Annotated in this window: 15 protein-coding genes; 12 read left to right on the top strand and 3 right to left on the bottom strand. The window is 40.3% G+C overall.

Features of this window, described 5'->3' with window-relative positions; genetic code table 11:
• Positions 1 to 8: 8 nt before the first annotated feature.
• The 11 genes from BLS16_RS03950 to BLS16_RS03900 all read left to right on the top strand — a co-directional run bounded on the left by BLS16_RS03950 (position 9) and on the right by BLS16_RS03900 (position 16,694).
• On the top strand, positions 9 to 2,087 hold the full coding sequence (locus BLS16_RS03950; RefSeq protein ID WP_092330212.1) for a methyl-accepting chemotaxis protein: 2,079 nt from the start codon (positions 9 to 11) through the stop codon (positions 2,085 to 2,087).
• 311 nt (positions 2,088 to 2,398) lie between these two features.
• Positions 2,399 to 3,730: a sensor histidine kinase gene (locus tag BLS16_RS03945; protein ID WP_092330210.1), complete on the top strand. Its 1,332-nt coding sequence runs from the start codon at positions 2,399 to 2,401 to the stop codon at positions 3,728 to 3,730.
• Positions 3,727 to 4,353, top strand: a complete 627-nt coding sequence (locus BLS16_RS03940) for a response regulator (RefSeq protein ID WP_092330207.1) — start codon at positions 3,727 to 3,729, stop codon at positions 4,351 to 4,353. The genes BLS16_RS03945 and BLS16_RS03940 overlap by 4 nt, the downstream gene beginning before the upstream one ends.
• 261 nt (positions 4,354 to 4,614) lie before the next feature.
• Positions 4,615 to 6,183: an ABC transporter substrate-binding protein gene (locus tag BLS16_RS03935; RefSeq protein WP_092330205.1), complete on the top strand. Its 1,569-nt coding sequence runs from the start codon at positions 4,615 to 4,617 to the stop codon at positions 6,181 to 6,183.
• A gap of 89 nt (positions 6,184 to 6,272) precedes the next feature.
• A complete protein-coding gene (locus BLS16_RS03930; protein ID WP_092330202.1) occupies positions 6,273 to 7,289 on the top strand; it encodes an ABC transporter permease in 1,017 nt (338 codons plus the stop codon).
• 5 nt (positions 7,290 to 7,294) lie between these two features.
• Entirely contained in the window at positions 7,295 to 8,227 is a 933-nt protein-coding gene (locus tag BLS16_RS03925; protein WP_092330200.1) for an ABC transporter permease, read from the top strand.
• Between the two features lie 14 nt (positions 8,228 to 8,241).
• A complete protein-coding gene (locus BLS16_RS03920; protein ID WP_092330197.1) occupies positions 8,242 to 9,276 on the top strand; it encodes an ABC transporter ATP-binding protein in 1,035 nt (344 codons plus the stop codon).
• The gene (locus tag BLS16_RS03915) at positions 9,273 to 10,241 is read left to right on the top strand and encodes an ABC transporter ATP-binding protein (protein ID WP_092330194.1); all 969 of its coding nucleotides are present in this window, start codon (positions 9,273 to 9,275) and stop codon (positions 10,239 to 10,241) included. The genes BLS16_RS03920 and BLS16_RS03915 overlap by 4 nt, the downstream gene beginning before the upstream one ends.
• Before the next feature lie 332 nt (positions 10,242 to 10,573).
• Entirely contained in the window at positions 10,574 to 10,825 is a 252-nt protein-coding gene (locus BLS16_RS03910; protein WP_092330192.1) for an acyl carrier protein, read from the top strand.
• The gene (locus BLS16_RS03905; RefSeq protein ID WP_242876179.1) at positions 10,809 to 12,311 is read left to right on the top strand and encodes a long-chain-fatty-acid--CoA ligase; all 1,503 of its coding nucleotides are present in this window, start codon (positions 10,809 to 10,811) and stop codon (positions 12,309 to 12,311) included. Before BLS16_RS03910 ends, BLS16_RS03905 begins: the two co-directional genes overlap by 17 nt.
• A gap of 63 nt (positions 12,312 to 12,374) precedes the next feature.
• Positions 12,375 to 16,694 (top strand): non-ribosomal peptide synthetase family protein, encoded by a 4,320-nt coding sequence (locus BLS16_RS03900; RefSeq protein WP_092330187.1) that lies wholly within the window; start codon positions 12,375 to 12,377, stop codon positions 16,692 to 16,694.
• A gap of 60 nt (positions 16,695 to 16,754) precedes the next feature.
• Here the strand turns inward: BLS16_RS03900 and BLS16_RS03895 are convergent, their stop codons facing one another.
• Genes BLS16_RS03895 through BLS16_RS03885 form a run of 3 tightly spaced genes read right to left on the bottom strand, consistent with a single transcriptional unit; the run spans position 16,755 to position 19,942 of the window.
• Positions 16,755 to 18,158: an FMN-binding glutamate synthase family protein gene (locus tag BLS16_RS03895; RefSeq protein ID WP_092330184.1), complete on the bottom strand. Its 1,404-nt coding sequence runs from the start codon at positions 18,156 to 18,158 to the stop codon at positions 16,755 to 16,757.
• Positions 18,159 to 18,194: 36 nt separating this feature from the next.
• Complete coding sequence (locus BLS16_RS03890) at positions 18,195 to 19,550, bottom strand: cbb3-type cytochrome c oxidase subunit I (RefSeq protein WP_242876178.1); 1,356 nt, start codon at positions 19,548 to 19,550, stop codon at positions 18,195 to 18,197.
• Complete coding sequence (locus BLS16_RS03885; protein WP_092330182.1) at positions 19,547 to 19,942, bottom strand: c-type cytochrome; 396 nt, start codon at positions 19,940 to 19,942, stop codon at positions 19,547 to 19,549. Before BLS16_RS03885 ends, BLS16_RS03890 begins: the two co-directional genes overlap by 4 nt.
• A gap of 333 nt (positions 19,943 to 20,275) precedes the next feature.
• Between BLS16_RS03885 and BLS16_RS03880 the strand changes: the two genes are divergently transcribed.
• Positions 20,276 to 21,124 (top strand): hypothetical protein, encoded by an 849-nt coding sequence (locus tag BLS16_RS03880; RefSeq protein ID WP_092330179.1) that lies wholly within the window; start codon positions 20,276 to 20,278, stop codon positions 21,122 to 21,124.
• Positions 21,125 to 21,250 lie beyond the last annotated feature (126 nt).

The raw sequence follows: 21,250 nt of genomic DNA, 5'->3' as shown, positions 1-21,250 counted from the left end.
GAATAAAAATGATAAGGGATTTGAAACTGAGGAACAAAATATTACTCTCAACAGGCATAGTCGTTTTAGTTTCGTTTGTTTGCGTTATATTGCTTGTATCGACAAAATCTGTCGAAATGGCGAAGAATGCTGCTTATGAAACGGCTACACACACCGCATATCAATATGCTAATCAAGTAACGAATGAGTTAAATGTTCCTATGGATACTGTGAGAACATTAGGCTCAACCTTTGAAGGCCTTAAGGAGGCCAACAACACTGATCGTGGAACGATGAATTCTATGATCCTAAGCGTTTTGAACGACAACCAAGATTTTCTGGGAACCTGGACAGTATGGGAGCCGAATGCCCTGGACGGGAAAGACCCGGATCATGTAAACCAACCAGGCCATGATAAAACCGGTCGATTCATCCCCTATTGGAATAGAGCAGCAGGAGATATTAAAGTCGAAGCTCTCGTGGATTATGATACGCCGGGTGTAGGGGATTTTTACTTAACACCTAAAAAAACTCAGGAAGAGACTGTTACTAATCCTATCCAGTACACGGTGCAGGGTAAGGAAGTCCTTATGATCAGCCTAGTTGAACCTATACTGATTAATGGAGACAGTACATTTGTTGGAGCGATTGGAGCAGATATAGCTTTAGACACTATCCAGAAGACAATTTCCGAGATAAAACCTTTTAATACCGGATATGCGTGTCTTGTTTCCCATGACGGTAAGTACGTATCAAACCCTGACCCTAATAAAATCGGTAATGATCTTGATGATTTAGCTGCGTTGGAAACAATTAAAGCAGGGAAGAATTACACGATATCCAATAATGAGTATTACAGATTCTATGTGCCAGTGACGATTGGTCGAACGACAACGCCCTGGTCCCTTGTTATTAATGTTCCAATGGCGACGATCTTGGAGCAAGCTAATTCCATTCGCAATTTTTCAATCATTGTTGCGATAGTCGCATTGTTCGCAATTGGGCTGGTCATATTTATAGTTTCAGAAAGAATTACTAAACCTATTGTAAAGACCAGCGATGTGTTAAAGGATATCTCACAAGGGGACGGCGACTTAACCAAACGGTTAAATATTACAAGTAATGATGAGGTAGGTAAACTTTCGGAACACTTTAATCAGTTTATTGGGGACATTCATACTATTGTCAGGGAAGTTGCCGACACTGCAAGTACTCTGGGCGCTACGAGTGAAGAACTATCGGCTGCAGCAGAAGAAGCTACAGCTGCCAGCGAACAAGTCGCTGGTACACTGGGACAACTTGCCTCGGGGGCGTCAGAGCAAGCTATTTCAGTGGGGGAAACCGGAAAAATAATCAAGCAACTTTCCACACATGCCCAACAAGTTGCGGAAAATGCTGAGATTGTGAGTCATAGTAGTGATAACGCGGCTCAAGCGGCAGAACTGGGTGCCCTTCAAGCAAGAAATGCTGTGGAGAAGATTGAGAAAATCCGGGAGGTTAATGACCAAACTGCAGAAGTTATTTCTCAGTTAGGTGAACAGTCCAGCCAAATCGGACAAATCGTTGATGTGATTACCGGGATTGCCTCACAGACCAATCTGTTGGCCTTAAACGCTGCTATTGAGGCAGCAAGGGCGGGGGAGCAAGGAAGAGGCTTTGCTGTAGTGGCTGAGGAGGTACGGAAACTTGCAGAACAGTCTTCAATGTCCGCTGCCCAGATCTCCACTTTGATCGGAAACATTCAGTATGAAACTGAACGCGCCGTTGGAGTTATGCAAAAAGGGAAGGCAGAAGTATCTGCTGGCGTAGAGGCTGTTGCTCTAGCAGGGGATTCGTTCCAAACTATTGTTTCGGAGATTAATACGGTGGTTGAGCAAATCCAGCAAGTTACCGAAGCAACTAAATTAATGGCCGAGGGGAGTGAGCAAGCTGTTAGATCAGTCGAGGAGATTGGAGTTATTGCTGAACAAACGGCTGCAAGTACCCAAGAGGTTTCGGCTTCCTCAGAGGAACAGGCGATTACAATGAATTCAGTAAGCCAATCTGCAGAGGCTTTAGCCAAAATAGGCGAAAACCTTTCCTATCTGGTAGGTAAATTTAAGATTTAAGCAATTGCGTTTTGTTTTAGCTATTTAAGCTAAAACTTAAAATGAACATAATTAATTAAAAGCTTTGAGACCATAAAGATTAATGGTTTCAAAGCTTTTTTCATAATTATCTAAGCGAAGATATCAGAAGTGCCTGAGCAGAATCTTGTAGGAGCCCTTATTCTACTTCGCTGGAGGTATGCACTGAATTAATAATAAGCCAGAACACCTTGGCAAATATGGAAAAAGGTTAAGTACGCCATGGCAGAAATAAAATTATCTGTATTTTGATTACATGTTATAATAATCTAAGGAGAAAGGATGGTAATTCCGTGGGAAGAGTTATTAAATCAAGGAAGATATGGATAGGAATTGGATTTTTTCTGCTGGGCATCTTAATTCCTTATTGGTTAAAGCCACAGCTCATCGAATTAGATCAATTACTCCAAACGATGAACCAGAAAACAGATGGTAGTGCGTTAATGTTTAATGCTTTTCTCATTGTGTCAATTAATACCATTGTTTCAATTCCTCAGTTCCTAAGTGTCGTGATGTTAGGTGACGGGATGGCCGAGGCTTTAAATTGCCCGAGATTCAAAACCATCATTCCCCTGACAGCGGTTCCCCTTGCTTATATAATCGTTAATCAACTTACCCCATTAAACTATAGTTTTGGAGCTACTGATATTTTTCTTTGGATATCGATTGTGGTGATGCAGGCATTGAGCAAACAAAAATTAAATATGGGGATGAAACTATTGGTTTTCTCCCAATTAATTTTTGGTGTTGCCTGGTTGAATCAGGTTCCTTTTCTGACGCCTTATGGTTTCGGACAAGGTTCATTATCTATTAAAATAAAACAAGTTGCTATACAAATCGGATTTGGTCAAGTTCTAACACTTTATGCCAATGTGTTATTTTTTATTTTTGTTGCCAGTGCCATAACTTTATGGATTTACTTGATTTTATATATGGAAAGGTGGACAATCTCGCAAGATTTGCTTCGTGCCAAGCTTGAAGCTAATGAATCTCGCTCAGGACGTGAAGTCCTCCATCTTGTCCATGATCTCAAAACTCCCCTTGCTACTATTGAGGGATTGGTGTCATTGATGGAGACCCGCTGGCCTGATCCTAAGCTGAAGGAATACTGTCAAACTATCTATGGCTCCATTAATTCAATGAGCAAAATGGTTTCGGAAATTTTGTACGAGGATCGGAAGAATTGGTGTGAACTTAAAGAGCTAATCGATTATATTCGGGCTAGTCGTTTAAGCGGCACAAATTTATCCGTTGATATTGAATTGGATGGAGAGCCTCAATCAAATCTATACATTAATAAAATCAGATTAACTCGGGCAATTATAAATTTAATTGATAACGCCTTGGATGCCATTCAAGATCGAGAGAACGGAAGGGTTGTTTTACGCGCCAAAACATTGGGAAACTCTGTGAAATTAGAGGTGGAAGACAATGGCTACGGTATTTCGGAAAATGACGTAAAACGGATTTGGAAGACAGGATACAGCACTAAAAACCACCCCGGATTTGGTTTAGCTTTTGTGCGACAGGTTGCGGAAGGACATGAGGGATATGTTAATATAAAAAGTGAAGTCGGTCAGGGAACAAAGGTTTGGATAACCCTGCCACTGGGAGAAAGCCAATGAGAATAATAATTATGGATGATGAGCAGTCATTGCGCTATACCTTAAGTGAAATATTTACATTTGCCGGATGGGATCCCGTCTCCTATCCCAATGGGAGGGCAGGAATTAAGGGGTTCCTAAGTCATGGAGCGGATATTATTTTAGTGGACTATCATATGCCGGAAATGGATGGTTTAGAAACAGTTCGCTTGATCCGCGAAAAAGATCAGCAAATACCTATTCTAGTACTGACAGTCGATGAAAGGCAGGAAATTGCCGATCGTTTTTTAGATGCAGGGGCCACTGATTTTGCCCTTAAACCCGTGAAAGCACCAGACTTAATTGCTCGCGTCCAATTGCATATGCGATTGTTAGATATGACAAAGGCAGTTCAAGCACAACCAATAATGCAGTACGAAGTCTTTGTAACCAAAGGTATCAGCAAATCGACCCTTTCCTATATAGAGCGATATCTCACTGACTGCCAACAACCTACTACAGTGGAACAGATTTCCAAAGAATTATCATTAGCCGTTCCGACAGTGTATCGATATCTTACCTATCTTGTTCAAAATGGTAAGGTACAGTCAATTCCCAGTTATCAAAAGATAGGAAGACCGAAGAATCGATATTGTTGGATCTGATTTAACGTGATTCACCCTCAATTAATACAACCTAAACTAGTTAATTTTAATTTATATTTAATCCCCTAAGGAAGGATCATTAGGGGATTTTCTTCTCTTTAGATTCGACATGTAATAATCAATTCTACTTTTTCTCTTTTTTATTTCTTTAGTTGACCTAGCCATTTTGTTATAATTAGGGAAAACATCTAGGGGTGGTACTACAAATTCACAGAAAATATGAAATATTTTCTAATTCAAAGAAAAAGTAGGAGGAAGAAAATGAGAAAAGTTAAGAGAATTATGGCCCTTGCTCTATCTGCAACGCTTATCCTAGTTTCCTTAACGGGTTGTGGAGGCAGCAAAGCAAACCCAGAGGGTAGCACTGCACCAAAAGCCAGCGATACCCTGATTTATGCTCAAGGTGCTGAGCCTAGAGGACTGGATCCTGCACTTGTTGACGACGGTGAGTCGGCAAAGGTAATGAGCAACATTTATGAAGGTCTTTTAAAGTACAACCAAGATTCCACCAAAGTAGAACCTTCTTTAGCGAAAAGCTGGGAAATTAGTCCCGATGGTCTTAGCTATACTTTCCACCTTCAAGAGGGCGTAAAATTCCATGATGGCACTGACTTTAATGCAGAAGCCGTAAAGTTTAACATTGACCGTCAATTGCCTCCACAAGTGACCGAAGATATGGCTTATGCGCCTTTCGTTTACGGTTCTGTAAAAAATGTTGAGGTTGTTGACGCTAAAACGGTTAAAATTAATTTGACATCTCCCAGCACACCGTTGCTGAATAATTTAGCAATGATCATGGCTGCTCCAATCATCAGTCCCAAGGCCTTAAAAGATAATAACAATAATGTTAACCAGGCACCTGTTGGTACCGGCCCCTACAAATTTGTTAAATGGGAAAAAGATCAAAACATAGTGTTAGATCGTAATGAAGAATACTGGGGTACCAAGGCAATTACCAAAAATGTTATCTTCAAATTCATCAAAGACAACTCTGCTCGTGTTGTTGCTTTAAACAATGGTGAAGCTGATATCATCGATGGCATCGATTCTACAGTTGTCAAGCAGATCACTGATGCCGGCAATAAGATTTTCCAGGCTCCTGGAATGAATATCAACTATATGGCTTATAATACTTCTAAGAAGCCCTTCAATGATTCAAAGGTTCGCGCAGCAGTCTCTCAGGCTATCAATGTTCCGGAACTAGTAAAGAGCCTGTATCAAGGTTATTCTGAACCTGCTACTTCTATTCTGCCAACCTTTATGGAAGGTTATGACAAGAGTATCGCCCAAGTAGCTTATGATCCTACAGCTGCAGCTAAGACCTTGAAAGAGGCCGGCTTGACTTCCATACACATGATCACTTACACCAACCCAAGACCTTATAATGCTGCAACAGGACAATCACTGGCAGAAGCAATTCAAGGCTACCTTTCTAAAGTTGGTGTTACAGTTACTATTGACTCCTTCGACTGGACCACCTATAAACAAAAACTTAAAGCCGGAGATTATGACTTAGCTTTCTATGGTTGGATCGGGGATAATGGGGATCCTGACAACTTCTTATATCTCTTATCTGTTGATGACCCAACCATGAACATCGCTCTCTACAAAAATGATCAATTCAACGGCTTAATCGCCAAAGGTCTAACGACTCCTGCAGGGTCAGATCGAAATGCAATCTACACTCAACTGGAAAAAATTGCAGCAGCTGATGCTGCATGGCTCCCAATTTCCCACGCCCAAACTCTTTGCGCCTACAAGCCTAACGTTGAGAATTTCTATTTCCACATGACTGGCATTACTCCGTTTGCCGGGGTAGCGAAGAAATAAGATCTTTGTATACTTCTAAATAATTTAAGACTGCCGAGAACCGGATAACTCCGGTTCCCGGTTTTGTTTTTGTCGAAAGGTTGTTGCTGATGCTCAAATATATCATTAAACGAATCTTGATGTTAATTCCCGTGCTGATAGGGGTATCCATTATTGTTTTTCTCATCATGCGCGTGTTTTCACCTGATCCCGCCCCGATTGTTTTGGGACAGCACGCAACGCAGCAAACTGTAGAGGCATGGCGTCAGGCTAATGGCCTGAATGATCCAATCTACCTGCAATATTTCCATTATCTTAAAGGTGCCCTGACAGGCGACTTGGGTACTTCCTACTATACCAAAACCTCAGTTACTAAAGAGATATTTACTCGTTTTCCTGCCACCATCGAGTTGGCTCTTGTAGCAATCGTCCTGGCCTCCTTATTTGGCATCATTATAGGTGTAATTTCTGCTGTTAAAAAGAACTCTATTTTCGATAATGCCGGTATGTTGTTGGCGCTGGTCGGAGTGTCCATGCCAATTTTCTGGCTAGGTATTCTGCTTATCATCCTTTTTTCGGGGGTTTTACACTGGCTTCCCTCCAATGGGAGAATCGACCCCCTCTTACAGCCTATCCGAGTAACCGGATTTTATTTGGTGGACAGTCTGGTGACCGGTAATATGGACTCCTTTAAAGACGCTTTGCAGCACATAATTCTACCTGCCAGTGCTCTAGCCATGTATTCCATGGCGATCATCACTAGAATGACTCGTTCCAGCATGTTAGATACCTTGCAGCAGGATTATATTCGTACTGCCAGAGCTAAAGGAATTGATGAAAGCCGCGTAATTGTCAGACATGCTTTACGAAACGGATTAATTCCCATCATAACAGTTATCGGTTTGCAGTTGGGGAGTTTACTTGGTGGAGCTGTGCTCACGGAAACGGTTTTCTCCTGGCCGGGAATTGGGGCCTATACTGTGGCCTGTATTCTCAAGTCTGATTTCCCCGTAGTACAGGGTGTGGTCTTGCTTGTGGCTACTATCTTTGTTCTGATGAATTTATTGGTCGATGTGATTTATGGATTCCTTGATCCGCGTATTAAATATTCTAAGAAAGAGGTGTAGCTTGTATGAAGACAAAGGATAGTTCGGTTCCGAATGAAAATTTGCTGCAGGCTGCAGAATACGTGGAAAAACCGGAATCGCAGCTGAAAGTCATGTGGGAAACTCTCAGACAGAACAAAGCTGCAGTAGTCGGCCTGATAATTATTGCATTCCTAGTGCTTATAGCTCTTACTGTCTGGCTCAGTGAGCTGATGGGTAAACAAATCCTGCCTTATGATCCCAATTATTCCGATATGGGTAAAGCCTTTATTCATCCTAATTCCACTCATTGGTTTGGGACAGATCAACTAGGCCGAGATATATTCAGCCGAATCCTTGATGGGACGAAAATATCTCTTTTCGTTGGAGTTGCAGCGGTTGCTATTTCCCTGACAGTTGGTGTTATTCTGGGTGCTATTGCCGGTTACCGAGGAGGTAAAACGGATACTGTCATTATGAGGGTAATGGATATGATGCTGGCTATACCGTCGATTTTGCTGGCTATTGCCTTCATGGCGGCTTTAGGTAAAGGATTGGATAAGGCAATTATTGCCATTGGCTTGGTGTCCATTCCGGAGTATGCTCGGATTGTACGAGGCAGTATTCTCTCGGTTAAAGAGAATGATTTTGTACAAGCAGCTAAAGTCATAGGAAATAAATCAAGTCGCATTATCTATAAGCATATTTTGCCGAATGTCATTTCTGTGATTGTCGTCAGAGCTACTTTAGGTATTTCTAGCGCAGTGCTGGATACCGCAGCTCTTGGTTTTTTGGGTCTGGGCGTTCAGCCTCCATTCGCTGAGTGGGGTGACATGCTTGGCCGGGCGAGAGGCTTTATTTTTACCGCGCCTTATACACTGATTTTTCCCGGTATCGCCATCACGATTACTGTGCTGGCTTTTAACCTACTCGGGGACGGGCTGCGGGATGCCATTGATCCCAAATCCAGAATAAAATAAGGGCGGTGTACAGGATGTTGCTGGAAGTTAAAAATTTAAGTACGGAGTTTAAGCTGAAACGAGGCATTGTCAAGGCAGTAGATAATATCAGCTTTACGATAGATAAAGGCGAAATTCTGGCCATTGTCGGCGAGTCCGGTTCAGGAAAAAGTGTGACCTCCCTTTCCATTATGGGTCTTTTACAGAAGCCCGGCAGAATTGCCAATGGGGAAATCCTCTTTAAATCTCAGGATTTAAATAAGATGAGTAAGAAAGAACTGAAAAAAATTCGTGGCAACAATATATCCATGATTTTTCAGGAACCAATGACTTCCCTGAATCCGGTCTGGCGCATTAAAGATCAGATTATGGAGAGCATCATGACCCATATGCAGATCTCCAAAAAAGAGGCTTTGGCTCGGACAATTGAAATGCTGGATACGGTAGGAATACCTTCAGCGGCCCAACGGGCCAACGATTTTCCTCATCAGATGAGCGGTGGTATGCGTCAGCGGGTAATGACAGCCATGGCTCTGGCCTGCGAGCCGGAGCTTTTAATAGCAGATGAGCCTACTACTGCGTTAGATGTTACTATTCAAGCCCAGATTCTGGAATTACTCTATCGTATGAGAGAAAAGTTCAATATGGCTGTTTTGCTAATTACTCATGATTTAGGAGTGGTTTCCGAAGCAGCCGATCGGGTTATTGTTATGTACTGTGGAAAGATTGTGGAAGAGGCAGATGTCAGAAGCTTGTTTGAACGCCCTTTACACCCTTATACAGTGGGATTGCTGCAATCTATTCCTCAAATTGACGATGATAGTGATGAGCGCTTGTATATGATTAAAGGCATGGTGCCCAACCCCCTCAATATGCCTTCGGGATGTGCTTTCTCCGATCGCTGCGATCACAGTATGGAACGGTGTACTAAAGAAATCCCTGAGCTGAAAGAAATGTCGGGACGCAAGGTGCGCTGCTTCTTATACGAGTCAGAAAGTATAACTTGTGGTGGCATAGGTGCAACCTCAGCTTCTGTCGGCGCAATGGAAGGGGGATTGGCTATAAAATGAACGAAGTGTTGATGGATATTCAAAACCTGTCAAAACATTTTATTATTGACACTAATTTTTTTGGCAAGCCAGTAACTGCATTAAAAGCAGTTGACGGAGTCTCGTTTACCATTAACAAAACGGAAGCCTTTGGCCTGGTTGGAGAATCTGGCTGTGGTAAAACAACCCTTGGCAAAATCCTTGTAAATCTCTATAGACCGACAAATGGTAAGATATTATTTGAAGGTAAGGATCTAACAGTTCTTAATGAAGAAAAGCGCCGTTCCTATTGCAAGGATATCCAGATGATATTTCAGGATCCCTATGCTTCTCTAAATCCTAGAATGACAATAGGAGATATTATTGCTGAACCGATTGTCATCAACAATCTCCTGCCGAAGAATCAAGTTGAAGAACGGGTTATTTATCTCTTGAACTGTGTAGGACTAGCTCGTCACCAACGTAACCGCTACCCTCACGAATTCTCCGGCGGACAGCGCCAGCGTGTAGGTATCGCCCGAGCATTGGCTGTCGAACCAAAGCTGATTGTCTGTGATGAACCGGTTTCAGCTCTTGATGTATCTATTCAGGCGCAGGTGTTGAATCTCCTAAGTGACTTGAAGGAAGAGTTTGGGCTTACCTATTTGTTTATCGCTCATGGCTTAAACGTGGTTAAACATATCAGTGACCGCGTGGGGGTAATGTATCTGGGTAAGTTGGTGGAGATTGCACCTAAAAAGGAGCTTTATGCTAACCCAATGCACCCTTATACTCAAGCATTACTATCTGCTATTCCGGTAATTAATCCAGCGAATAAAAAAGAACGGATTATTCTTCAGGGCGATGTACCAAGTCCGATTAATCCTCCCGCAGGCTGCCGCTTCTGTTCCCGCTGTTTTAAGGAACTTGATGAATGTAAGCACAATGAACCGGTGTTTAAAGAGGTTTCTCCAGGACACTTTGTAGCCTGTCATTTGTATAAGTAATAATCTAGTTATCCCACTTGATTAAGGCTGTCGCGGGAGCCATGTTCACATAAGAGTAGGCTTGGATCAGAAGTTTTTTGCAGATGGTAAAATGGGTTATTATGAAGACTTTATGCTCACAATTAAAACAATGGAAATTGCTATTAACAGTCCGAAAGGGCTGTTTTTTTTAATATGTTATGGATTATATTTCCAAAAAATCCATCTTCTGATATAATTAAGCAGGGTACAAGCCGTGAAGATACTCAGGAACAAAAAAGGTAAGTAAAAATTATTGAAAATGATGTGATTGATATACGAGGAAGATTGAATCATTTAGGAGGTACAAAGGGATGATCTTGTCAAGAATCAAAATAATCGTTGACCAGCAGTTTATTTACGAAGGAGAATTAAATGAACGAACAAGAGTCATCGATGACCTAGGCGCTGATTCTTTGGATATCCCAGTCCTGGTTAATTCCATAGAGGATGAGTTTGGAATAACAATTAGTAATGAAGAGCTATTTAAAATTAAAACCATCGGCGATTTAATGAATATTATCCTGGATAAAAAGCAAGGAGGATTGAATGATGGGAAATATTAAGTCTATAGATAGAATCTTAAGTAAAACTGCTCAAATTCTTCCCAATAAAACAGTTATGCATTATGAAAATGAGAATATTTCATACAGTCAATTAGATAAGGAAGTAAACAACCTAGCTCAAGGGCTCATGGAATTGGGGGTGAAACCAAGTGATAAAGTCGCTATAGTCCTGGGTAATTGCCCCAATTTTGTCCGGATATATTTTGCTATTCTTCGAGCGGCTGGTACTGTAGTGCCACTAAACCCTTTATATAAAGCTGACGAAATACATTACATCTTAAATGATGGCAAAGTCAAATTGTTAATAATAGATCAGGAATTGCTACCTATGATCAGAGAAGTAAGAGTTGAGAAACCTGATTTAAACATAATCTCAACCGGAGGGACAAAAGAAGAGGGAATTATTTCTTTTGAAGAGCTCCTTAAAAAAGAAGCCGAGCCAGTTGATAGGAATGTAGAAGAAAACGATTTAGCAGTTTGTCTTTATACCTCGGGCACAAGCGGCAGACCAAAAGGTGCCCTCTTATCTCATGGTAATCTCTTATTTATTACCAATGCCTTAATAACAAGGATGGGCATTAGAGAAGACGATCATAATTTATGTGTCATTCCTCTTTCTCATGCATTTTCACAATTTACGAATATGTTAATGCCAATTTTCGTAGGAGGATCTTTTACAATCTTACCTCGGTTTATACCAAATGCAGTCTTAGGTGAAATAGCTTCAAAAAAAATAAGCTATTTCTGTGCAGTTCCGGCTATGTATTCGGCTTTATTAGTAGCTCTTTCCCAAGAACACAATTTCGATATCTCCTCCTTGAGAATTTGCCTAAGCGGAGGAGCGCCTCTCTCTGTAGAGATAATTAAGGAATTCACTAATAGATACGGCATTCCCCTTGTTGAAGGGAGTGGTCCTTCTGAGGCCGTTGCATGTATTGGGTTATATCAGGCCATCAAACCTGGTTCTGTAGGGCCGGCCTTAGATGGCGTTAATGTGAAAGTTGTCAATGACCATGATCAAGAACTTCCTCATGGAGAAATCGGAGAGTTTTGTGTGCAAGGGCCTAATGTAATGCAAGGTTATTTAAACCTACCCGAGGCAACAGATGAAGCATTAAGAGGAGGGTGGTTCCACACCGGAGATTTAGCTAAGATTGATGAGGACGGTTATGTATATATTGTTGGAAGAAAGAAAGACATGATACTCGTTGGAGGGATGAATGTTTATCCCAGTGAAGTAGAGCAATGTCTTTTTTATCATCCACAAATCTTGGAGGCAGCAGTGATTGGAAGCCCTGACAAAGACAGGGGTGAAGTACCTAAAGCTTTTATAGTATTAAAGCTGGGGGCGTCTGCAGAACCTACAGAATTCATACTATACTGTCGCAGGCACTTAGCAAATTATAAATGTCCTAGGCAAGTGGTCATTTTAGATAGTTTACCTAAAAATCCCACCGGAAAAGTTGATAAAAAACAGTTAGCTTAAGTTTATATATAGGCAAAAATCGTTAAGCATTTCATATCTGAAGTACGCAAGGTAGGTATCAGCATGAAAAAAGAGATAAACATCTATCCTTTAACTAGTGCCCAGAAGTCAATCTCAATCATAGAAAAGTTTTACCCTAACCCTAGTTATGTCAATTTAGGGATTACAATACGATTTAAGAGTCAACTGGACTACCATCTTTTGAATAATGCAATTAACCTAGTTATAATGCAAAATGATGCGTTGCGTACTCGGCTGAAGAATGATTCTAATGAGATTGTTCAATACTTTCCGGAATACAATGAGCATCCCATTGAATTACTGGATTTTAGTTATAACAAAGGTTTGGAAGATTACTATCAGTGGGCTCAAGATGTCACCGCAAGAGCATTTCAATTTTATGATTCCGATCTTTGTTATTTTGCGATACTTAAGTTTAGTAACAACGAAAGTGGATTATTTATAAAATGTCACCATATTATTGTGGATTTTTGGGCAATTATTCTACTAGTAAATAAAATTGTGAAGAATTTAAATAGCGCAGTCAATGAAGTGGGCCTTGAAATTAATGAACCTTCTTATGTTGAGTATATAAAAAAGGAAGCTAGGTATTTATCTTCATCGAGGTTTTTCACTGACCGGGATTATTGGCAGCAGAAAATCAAAGCCTTGCCGGACACTAATTTGTTTATGAAGAGAGGAACTAGCGGTCTTGAAGCTAGAAGAAAGAGTTACCGTATACCGCTAGAAATTTCTTCAAGGATAAATGAGGTGTGTAACCAACACAAGATTTCGCCTTTTATCTTTTTCTGTTCAGTTTTATCAATTTATTTCTGGAAGAAAGAGGACCGGGAGCAAATTGTAATCGGTACTACTATTTTAAATAGAACTACTCTAAAAGAAAAAAATACTATAGGAGCATTTTTTAATAATTTACCTTTTATAGTTGATGTAGATCCGTCTTTAAGCTTTAAAGACTATTTAAATTATTTGAACATTGAATGGCTTACAATGTTGAGGTACAGTAGCTATCCGTATGTACATATTCTCAAACAATTTCGGAAAACACAGAACATTAATGATAACTTATTTGATTTTACGCTGACTTTTCTTAACGCTAATCTGGATTCGGGTCAAATAGAATTTGAATTAGAAGCGCACTTTAATGGTCAAGAGGTCAATGCTTTACGCGTGAATATCAATGAATTGAAAAGTATCGGATTATTTCATCTAGATTATGATTACTCAACAGATGTTCTGAAAGAAGCGGAGATAGAGGATATCAACAGGTCTTTAGTAAACTTAATTCAAGACGGTATAAAATACCCTAATAAAAGTGTTGGTAATTTGAATATGTTGTCTGACTCAGAACAGCAGCTAGTTCTCAGTATATTTAACCAAACGGAAATGGAATTCCAACCAGAGAAAACTATCATTCAATTGTTTGAGGAAACCGTAAGAAAGATTCCTGAAAAAATTGCTCTTGTTTTCGAAAATAATCAATTAACCTATCAGGAATTAAATAATAGATCAAATAAACTAGCCAGGTTCTTGTTAAAGAAAGGTGTCGCCAAAGAGGAGATAGTTGGTTTTAGCGTAGAACGATCCTTTGATCTGGTTGTTGGAATATTGGGCATATTAAAGTCTGGAGCAGCTTATTTGCCTATTGATCCCAGCTATCCCCGAGAAAGAATCGAGCATATGTTAAGAGATAGTAATTGTCGCTTCCTCTTGACTAATTGTTCTAACTATAATCACTTGATGACAGAGGTAGAAGTTATTGATCTTAGTAATTCAGAGATATGGGAAGGCACTACTGATGACTTAGTCTGCACCCTGCGACCCAATGACTTGGCTTATCTTATTTACACCTCAGGATCGACTGGAACGCCTAAAGGTGTAATGATCGAACATAGAGCTATCAGCAATTTCGTCCATTCTATTACTAAGGAAATTGACTTTACCTATAAGACGATAATTTCAATAACTACCCTATCTTTTGATATATTTTTTATGGAAACATTATTCCCACTAATTGCAGGTCTGAAAGTGATAATAGCCAATAACGAGGAACTAGCTAGCCCACACTTGTTGTCTGATTTGATAGTCAGATACCAAGTGGACGTGCTCCAAGCTACTCCTGCAAGGTTGAACATAATGTTGAATTCCTCGACTTGTCTAAATGAATTGTCGCTGATAATGGTTGGGGGCGAAGTTTTCCCTCAATCCTTATTATCACGTCTTAAAAAGATTACGAAAGCTCAGATCTACAATATGTATGGACCGACAGAGACAACAATCTGGTCTTCAACAAAAAGACTTGATGATGCAGACCAACTTACCATCGGAAGACCTATAGGAAATACCAAGTTTTATATTCTAGATAAATATCAGACTCCTGTTCCCATCGGCATGTTAGGTGAAATATTTATCGCAGGGGAAGGCGTTGCACGGGGTTATCTTAACAGGCCTGAGTTAACTAGTGAGAAATTTTTATCCAACCCCTTTTTCCCAGGGACGAGAATGTATAAAACCGGTGACTTAGGAAAGTGGCTGGAAAATGGCGAGATCGAATATATTGGGCGAAATGATAAGCAGGTCAAAATCAGAGGATTTCGTATTGAATTGAGTGAGATAGAAGAATGTCTTCTAAAGAATGAAGATATTAAACAAGCCGTTGTTACCACATATCAGCATCTGGATAGGGCTTTACTTTGTGCTTTTCTGGTTGGCAGTGTAGAACTGCCCGTATCTGAGTTGCGACAACATATGTTGGGTTACTTGCCTGAATATATGATTCCCAATCGGTTTATTTGGCTACCGGCACTTCCTTTAACCTCCAACGGGAAAGTTGATCGTAAATCATTGCCAAATCCTAATTGGAGCGAAGATGATAAGGCTAATGAATATGTTGCACCACGGGATGGTATTGAGCAACGAATGGCTGATATATGGAGTAAAGCTCTTAATGTAATCAAAATAGGAATTGATGATAATTTTTTTGAGCTCGGTGGAGATTCTTTGGCAATTCTAGAAATACTTTCCTCTTCGTTATCTGAAGCCTGGAAGATATCTGCCCAAGAATTTTACGAACATCCCACCATCAGAAGCCTTTCTTTAGGAATTAAGGAACGGGGTTATATTACCCATCAAAACAAAAAAGCAAGCGTTTATGCGAATCAGATTCCGAATTATTTTGAAGTCTTAAATCGGTATATTGTTCAAGGAGAGGTTAACACCGGGGGTATCTTATTAACGGGAGCGACAGGGTTTTTAGGTATCCATATCCTGAAAGAGCTTTTAAATAATCAACTTGTTAAAGTATATTGTATTGTGCGAGGGGCAGACTTTGAAAGAAGATTCAGAGATTTACTTTACTTCTACTTTCCTCAAGCCTCCAGTGAATTGATCAATCAAAGGATCATTCTGGTAAACGGGGACATCTCCAAGAAAAGATTTGGACTTTCATCAGAAGAGTATCAAGAACTAGTCAGAAATGTAACAGCTGTGATCCATGCTGCGGCTATGGTCAAGCATTATGGTAGTTATTCAGATTTCGAACGAATAAATGTTAAAGGTACTCAGGAAATAGTTGATTTTTGCCATAAAAATGATCTGCATTTGAGCTTTATCTCTACCACCAGTGTCTCAGGCAACTATATGAGTGAGAAAGTATTGATAAAAGACTTTACTGAAAATGACTTGAATATTGGTCAGGACTACAAAAGCAATGTTTATGTGAGAAGCAAATTTGAGGCAGAAAGCCTTATATTGGAAGAAGTTGAAAAGGGATTAAAAGCTACAATATTTAGAGTGGGGATCTTAACAGGACGTATCTCTGACGGACAATTTCAGGTCAACATTGAAGAAAATGCATTTTATAGGAAACTGAAAAGTATCTTTACAATCAGGCTTATTCCTGAAAATCTTCTCGAAGAATACATCGAATTCACACCTGTAGATTCCTGTGCAAAAGCAATTATTTCTATATTGCAGAGTAGTTCTCCAAAACTGCTTATATTTCATTTATTCAACCATAAAACAATTAGAGTAAAAAGCTTCTTGAAAACATTGGAATTCTATGGATTATATATAAAATGTATATCCCTGAACGAGTATACTGAGGCTATCATATCCTTATCAAAATCTGAAAATGAACAGGTAGCAATAAATGGAATTGTAACAGATTTGATTATGAAAGGAACGTTAACCCTTACTCCTTCTTTCAACGTTAATTCTTTAAAAACTATTAACTATTTAAAAAACCTTGGGTTTGAGTGGCCTGATTTGACTCATGAATACCTTGGGAAAATTATTGAAAACATGAAACAGGTAGGATATTTGCATAAAAGCCCATTAAGTGCAAAATCGAAGTTTGAATAAAAGCAGGAATTAAACGTGGAATCTAACAATTGTAGGGTGCGTTATGAATAACGCACCCTACTAGTATATTCGCTTCACGCCAGTTACTTCGGCACTCAAAGAATCCAGGGCAACTAGGTCATCAGGATTTAGCTCTTTCAAGGACGCCTTTCCAAGAGCCCGCATGCCTTCTGCCATTTCTAAAACCATAGAGGTTATAACGTTAACGACACTTGTCGCTGCCTGTTCGATATCAAGTTTACTCTTTGAGGGAGAGTCATAAAACACCAATGTCGTAGGAGGCTCCCAGGGTATGACTTTATTGACCTGGCTATGAGTCAGGGCAAGCAGAGGAACAGTAGCCATATAGACTGCATCTGCACCTAGAGCCATAGCCTTTAGACACTCTCCGGGAGTAAAGAACCCACCGGCAATGATTAAGCTTATCCGGTCTCGGGCACGTTCTTTCTCCAAAAAACGTACAGCCCGAACTAAAGCAAAGAGACTAGGGATGCCAAAATCATCTTGTTTAATGGGGGTTGTGGCGTGGGAGCCACCTTGTGCACCATCAATAATAACTGCATCAAACTTTAGTTTAAGTGCAGCCGTCAAATCATCCTCTAGGTGTCCTGTTGCCATAATTTTTAAGGCAATAGGAATACCGTTAGCTTTTTCCCGTAGACTTTTCATGAAATTAGGCCAATCTCTTTGTTTTTGAACACCGGGAGGTGCCGGAAAAGCAATAGCCATTTCATCAGGGGCTAAGCCCGAGAGTTCTTGCGCCCGACCTTGAAATTCTACAGCATCGATAGTGACTGCCCCCATATCAGCACCTTGTCCCATTTGAACTTCCAACATATCGGCAGAGTCAATTTGTTCCTGAGTCCTAGCCCCCCAGGCCCAGCGGGAAATTTGCAACGTGTATTTTCCTGCTTCCATTCGCTCCTCCGGTAAAAAGGGGCCTTCCCCAGAACAGGTGGAGGTCTTTAGAGTTTTAGCGGCTCTAGCTAAAGCTCTTTTGGCTTCTTCACTGAGTGCTATGCCATAAGCCATTGCCCCAATTATAATGGGGATATCGAGAGTCATCGGCTTATAAGCTTTTGGACCAATAGTTACCTGCATGTTTATTTGAGTACCTTCAGGTAAAGAGAGTCTTGTCATAATTTGTGGAGCAAACATGAGACTATCAAAGCCGGGAAAATGCTTAGGGGAACCAAGAGGCCGCGTTATGATTTTTCCATTCTGAGCTCGAAAGCCTATTTCCAGAATGTTTAAAAGTGAAATGCGTTTTCCTGCTGGCCACAATTCCATGAGATTTTGAGTATATTTATCAGAAAGGAGTCTGTCCGAAAAACCCTTGATCTGCAACCCTATCAGATAGCGCAAAAAGGGTTTCGTAATAAGAATAATTACCAGAAGTAATTGAAGAGCAATCAATAGGATTAATAGAAACAACCAGAATGAACTTGTTATGGTAATCTGCATTTCTTAACCTCGTTACTGACGTCGTATTATTTACCTTCACATCTTATTAGACTTTGTCCCTCGCCAGGCCTTAAAAATGTACCAGGATAAAAGAAGATCCCCCAATGCAAACATAGTCCCACCCAGGACTCGCAGGATCAAATAGGGATTAAGGAGCAAATGGACATCCATAAAATCCATACCTAAGATCCGCCAGAGATAAGTCTCTTTAATTCCTGCTGCCAGTAGAGCTGAGGACATGATTATCAGGCCAATATTTAGAATTATCACGGCCAGAACTCCGCCCTTATACTCTTTGAGTGTTGGTTCACTCCCTTGGCTGAGGACATAATAACACCCTGCTAAGACTACAAATCCTAAGCTTCCGAATAAGGCCAGATGGGCATGACCGGAAGTAAAATACGTTCCGTGCATATAAAGATTAACCCAAGGAATGGTGATGAATAGACCTAGAAGAGATGCACCGGTTATATGATAAAATACGCTGCTAAGCAACAACCATAATGTAAGCATCTCTCGTCTACTGCGGATCTTTTTCGATTTTAATCCCTTATAGGTCATGTGTACTAACATGCCTACGGGAATAACCTCTACTAGACTTACTAACGAACCCAGGATTAGCCAAATGGCAGGAAATCCGATCCAGTAATAATGATGTCCGGTACCATACAACCCCCCGACTATGGCCAAAGAGGCTTCTAAATAAAGCCATTTTTCAATTTGTGTACGATTTGCCAGCCCAGAAACGACAAAAAAGGTGGCAATGAAACCCACTGAGGTCAATTCAAAGGCCATTTCCTCCCATAGATGAACAACCCAGAACTTGGTTGCTTCATCGATGATCGGGTTGCTGAAAGTTATTGTGTTAGGCAGCAACAGCAACAACAGAAAGATCACGCCCACAGTCATAGTCGCAGCCGCTGGAGTAATATTTCGCTTATCTGTTAATAAGGTTCGGACGAGATTATATGAGGCCAGAACCAGTGCCAGACATATGCCGAGGTAAAAAATAGGTTTCCCTTCGAGAAATTCTCGGCCATTACCTATTCTTAGGGCCAGGGTTCCAAAGATAGAGAGAGTAAATAACATGACTACCCAGTATTGCCGACGGGCTAGACTGGGCGAATAGATCTCTCGATTAAGCTCTGCCGTGATGAAAAAGTAAACCATACCCATAGTACCGATGAGTGGCCAAAAATCTGCCAGACCCAGATGGATTGCTCTTCCGTACTCAAAGGGGATAGGCGAAGGCAAATCGGATATCACCAAATCTAATGCTCCCATCAAGGCCACAACGCTTTGCAGGGCAAATAAGCTTACAGCGGATAAACAATACCTACGACTAATTATTTGGGCCAAAAATTGCTGCATTGGGGCAACGGATTGATTCATGAGTCATCTCCCACTTGTTCTTGCTGAGGAGGCCATCCCAAAGTGGGTATAGTGTGAACGAATTCCAGATAGTTCACTAAGTTCTCAGCATCAATTTTATCCAGGGCCGGGTGACGGGTGTATTTATGAGGGCGCATAACAGGAGCCTGGACAAGATAGTTAATAAGGTATTCCGAAGTCTCCGTGGCAGTAATATGAGTTAAATCCTCCGCTTCATATCCACCATGTCCAAATAGAGTGTGACAGCTAACGCAGTTATTTTTTTGCCAGACAAGCTTACCAGCCACAGCTTGTTCCGGTATGGATGACGGAAGTCTTGCCGAAATTAAGGTAATTGCTATAAACAATATGAAGGATGGGATGCTTAGTAATAACAGAGTGCGTAACTTCAAGAGGTTTCCTTCCAATTCTTCAGAATATATATGGTAGTATTTTACATAATGGCAATACTATACATTTCTTATCTGGAAGGTTCATAAATCTCAAATACTATTGAATGGTTAAGCTCAGTGAGCTGGGATTCCAGCTGGAAAAAAGGGTGAATATAGGCCGAAGTAAGTATTCTTAATGCTCGATGTATACTTTTATAAAACTTATTACTTATTGGCAGGATATATAAAAAATTCGTAGAATGCTTGACGATGAGAATTCAGTTCCCTCCTTAATTGTAGGTAATAGCAAATCCTAAGGGGTTTTGGCAAAAAGATTTAGGAGAAGAGAAGAGGATGATAAGGATTAAGACAATCTTTGAGTTTTTATGGAAAGGCTTAATAATTACCGGTTTAACGTTGGTTTCGCTTATGTTAGCTGGCGCATTGCTAACTAATCTGGGCATGAAATTTCCTGAGGTTAAAAGTGATTATAGGTATATTGTCCTAATCATGCTTCTGTCTGGTTTTCTGATTTCTATTATCCTTGGGTTCATTGCCAAGAATTTGCGCTTAACTAAAATTCGAGTTTTCATGGTGCTGTTCCTAATCCTGATATTGAATTATATAACTCAAATACTTGAAGCATTATATTTTGCCCCGGGAATAGTAACTTTGGAAGTAGTACCAGCGATATTTGGGCAGCAATCTATGATGGCCTTATTTATCACGGGGGGAATTGCTTTTTTATATAGTAAAAGTCAGATAAATAGTGGAGAGTCCATAAAATCGAGATGTTCATTTGATTGGTTAAGGAAGATACTTATTTGTTCGGGTAGTTATGTTATCTTTTATTATATTTTTGGCAGTATCAATGCTAGATTATTTACTGGAGAGTATTACCTGTCTCAAATGAATGGGCTACGGCTTCCGAGCACAGAAGAAATAATCGTATTGGAGACAATTCGAGCTATTATTTTGGTTCTTTCGATTATACCGTTGATTTTAAACTTACAGTTAACCAAGAAAAAAATTATGATAACCGTTGGGATAATGCTATTTATAATCGGTGGTTTAATACCTATGCTTCAGCAATTTGATACCTTACCAACAGTTCTCAGAGTTACAAGTACCGTTGAAATGTTCTTCCAGTTTTTCCTGACCGGAGTAGTGACAGCCTATGTATTTTTAGATGAGGCGGTTTGATACTGTCTGATCGGGATGATAAACGAAGTAAGTAAACTAAGAACCCACTGTGCTAAATGCCAGAGGGTTCTTAGTTTAAATTACTAGTTTTACAATGTTTTTTTGTTTTTCTTACCTGCAAGTCCA

Source organism: Desulfosporosinus hippei DSM 8344 (assembly GCF_900100785.1).
In the GTDB taxonomy this organism is placed as follows: Bacteria; Bacillota; Desulfitobacteriia; order Desulfitobacteriales; family Desulfitobacteriaceae; genus Desulfosporosinus; species Desulfosporosinus hippei.
Note: the sequence above shows the minus strand (reverse complement) of the source record. Positions and strands in the feature narration are given on the sequence as shown.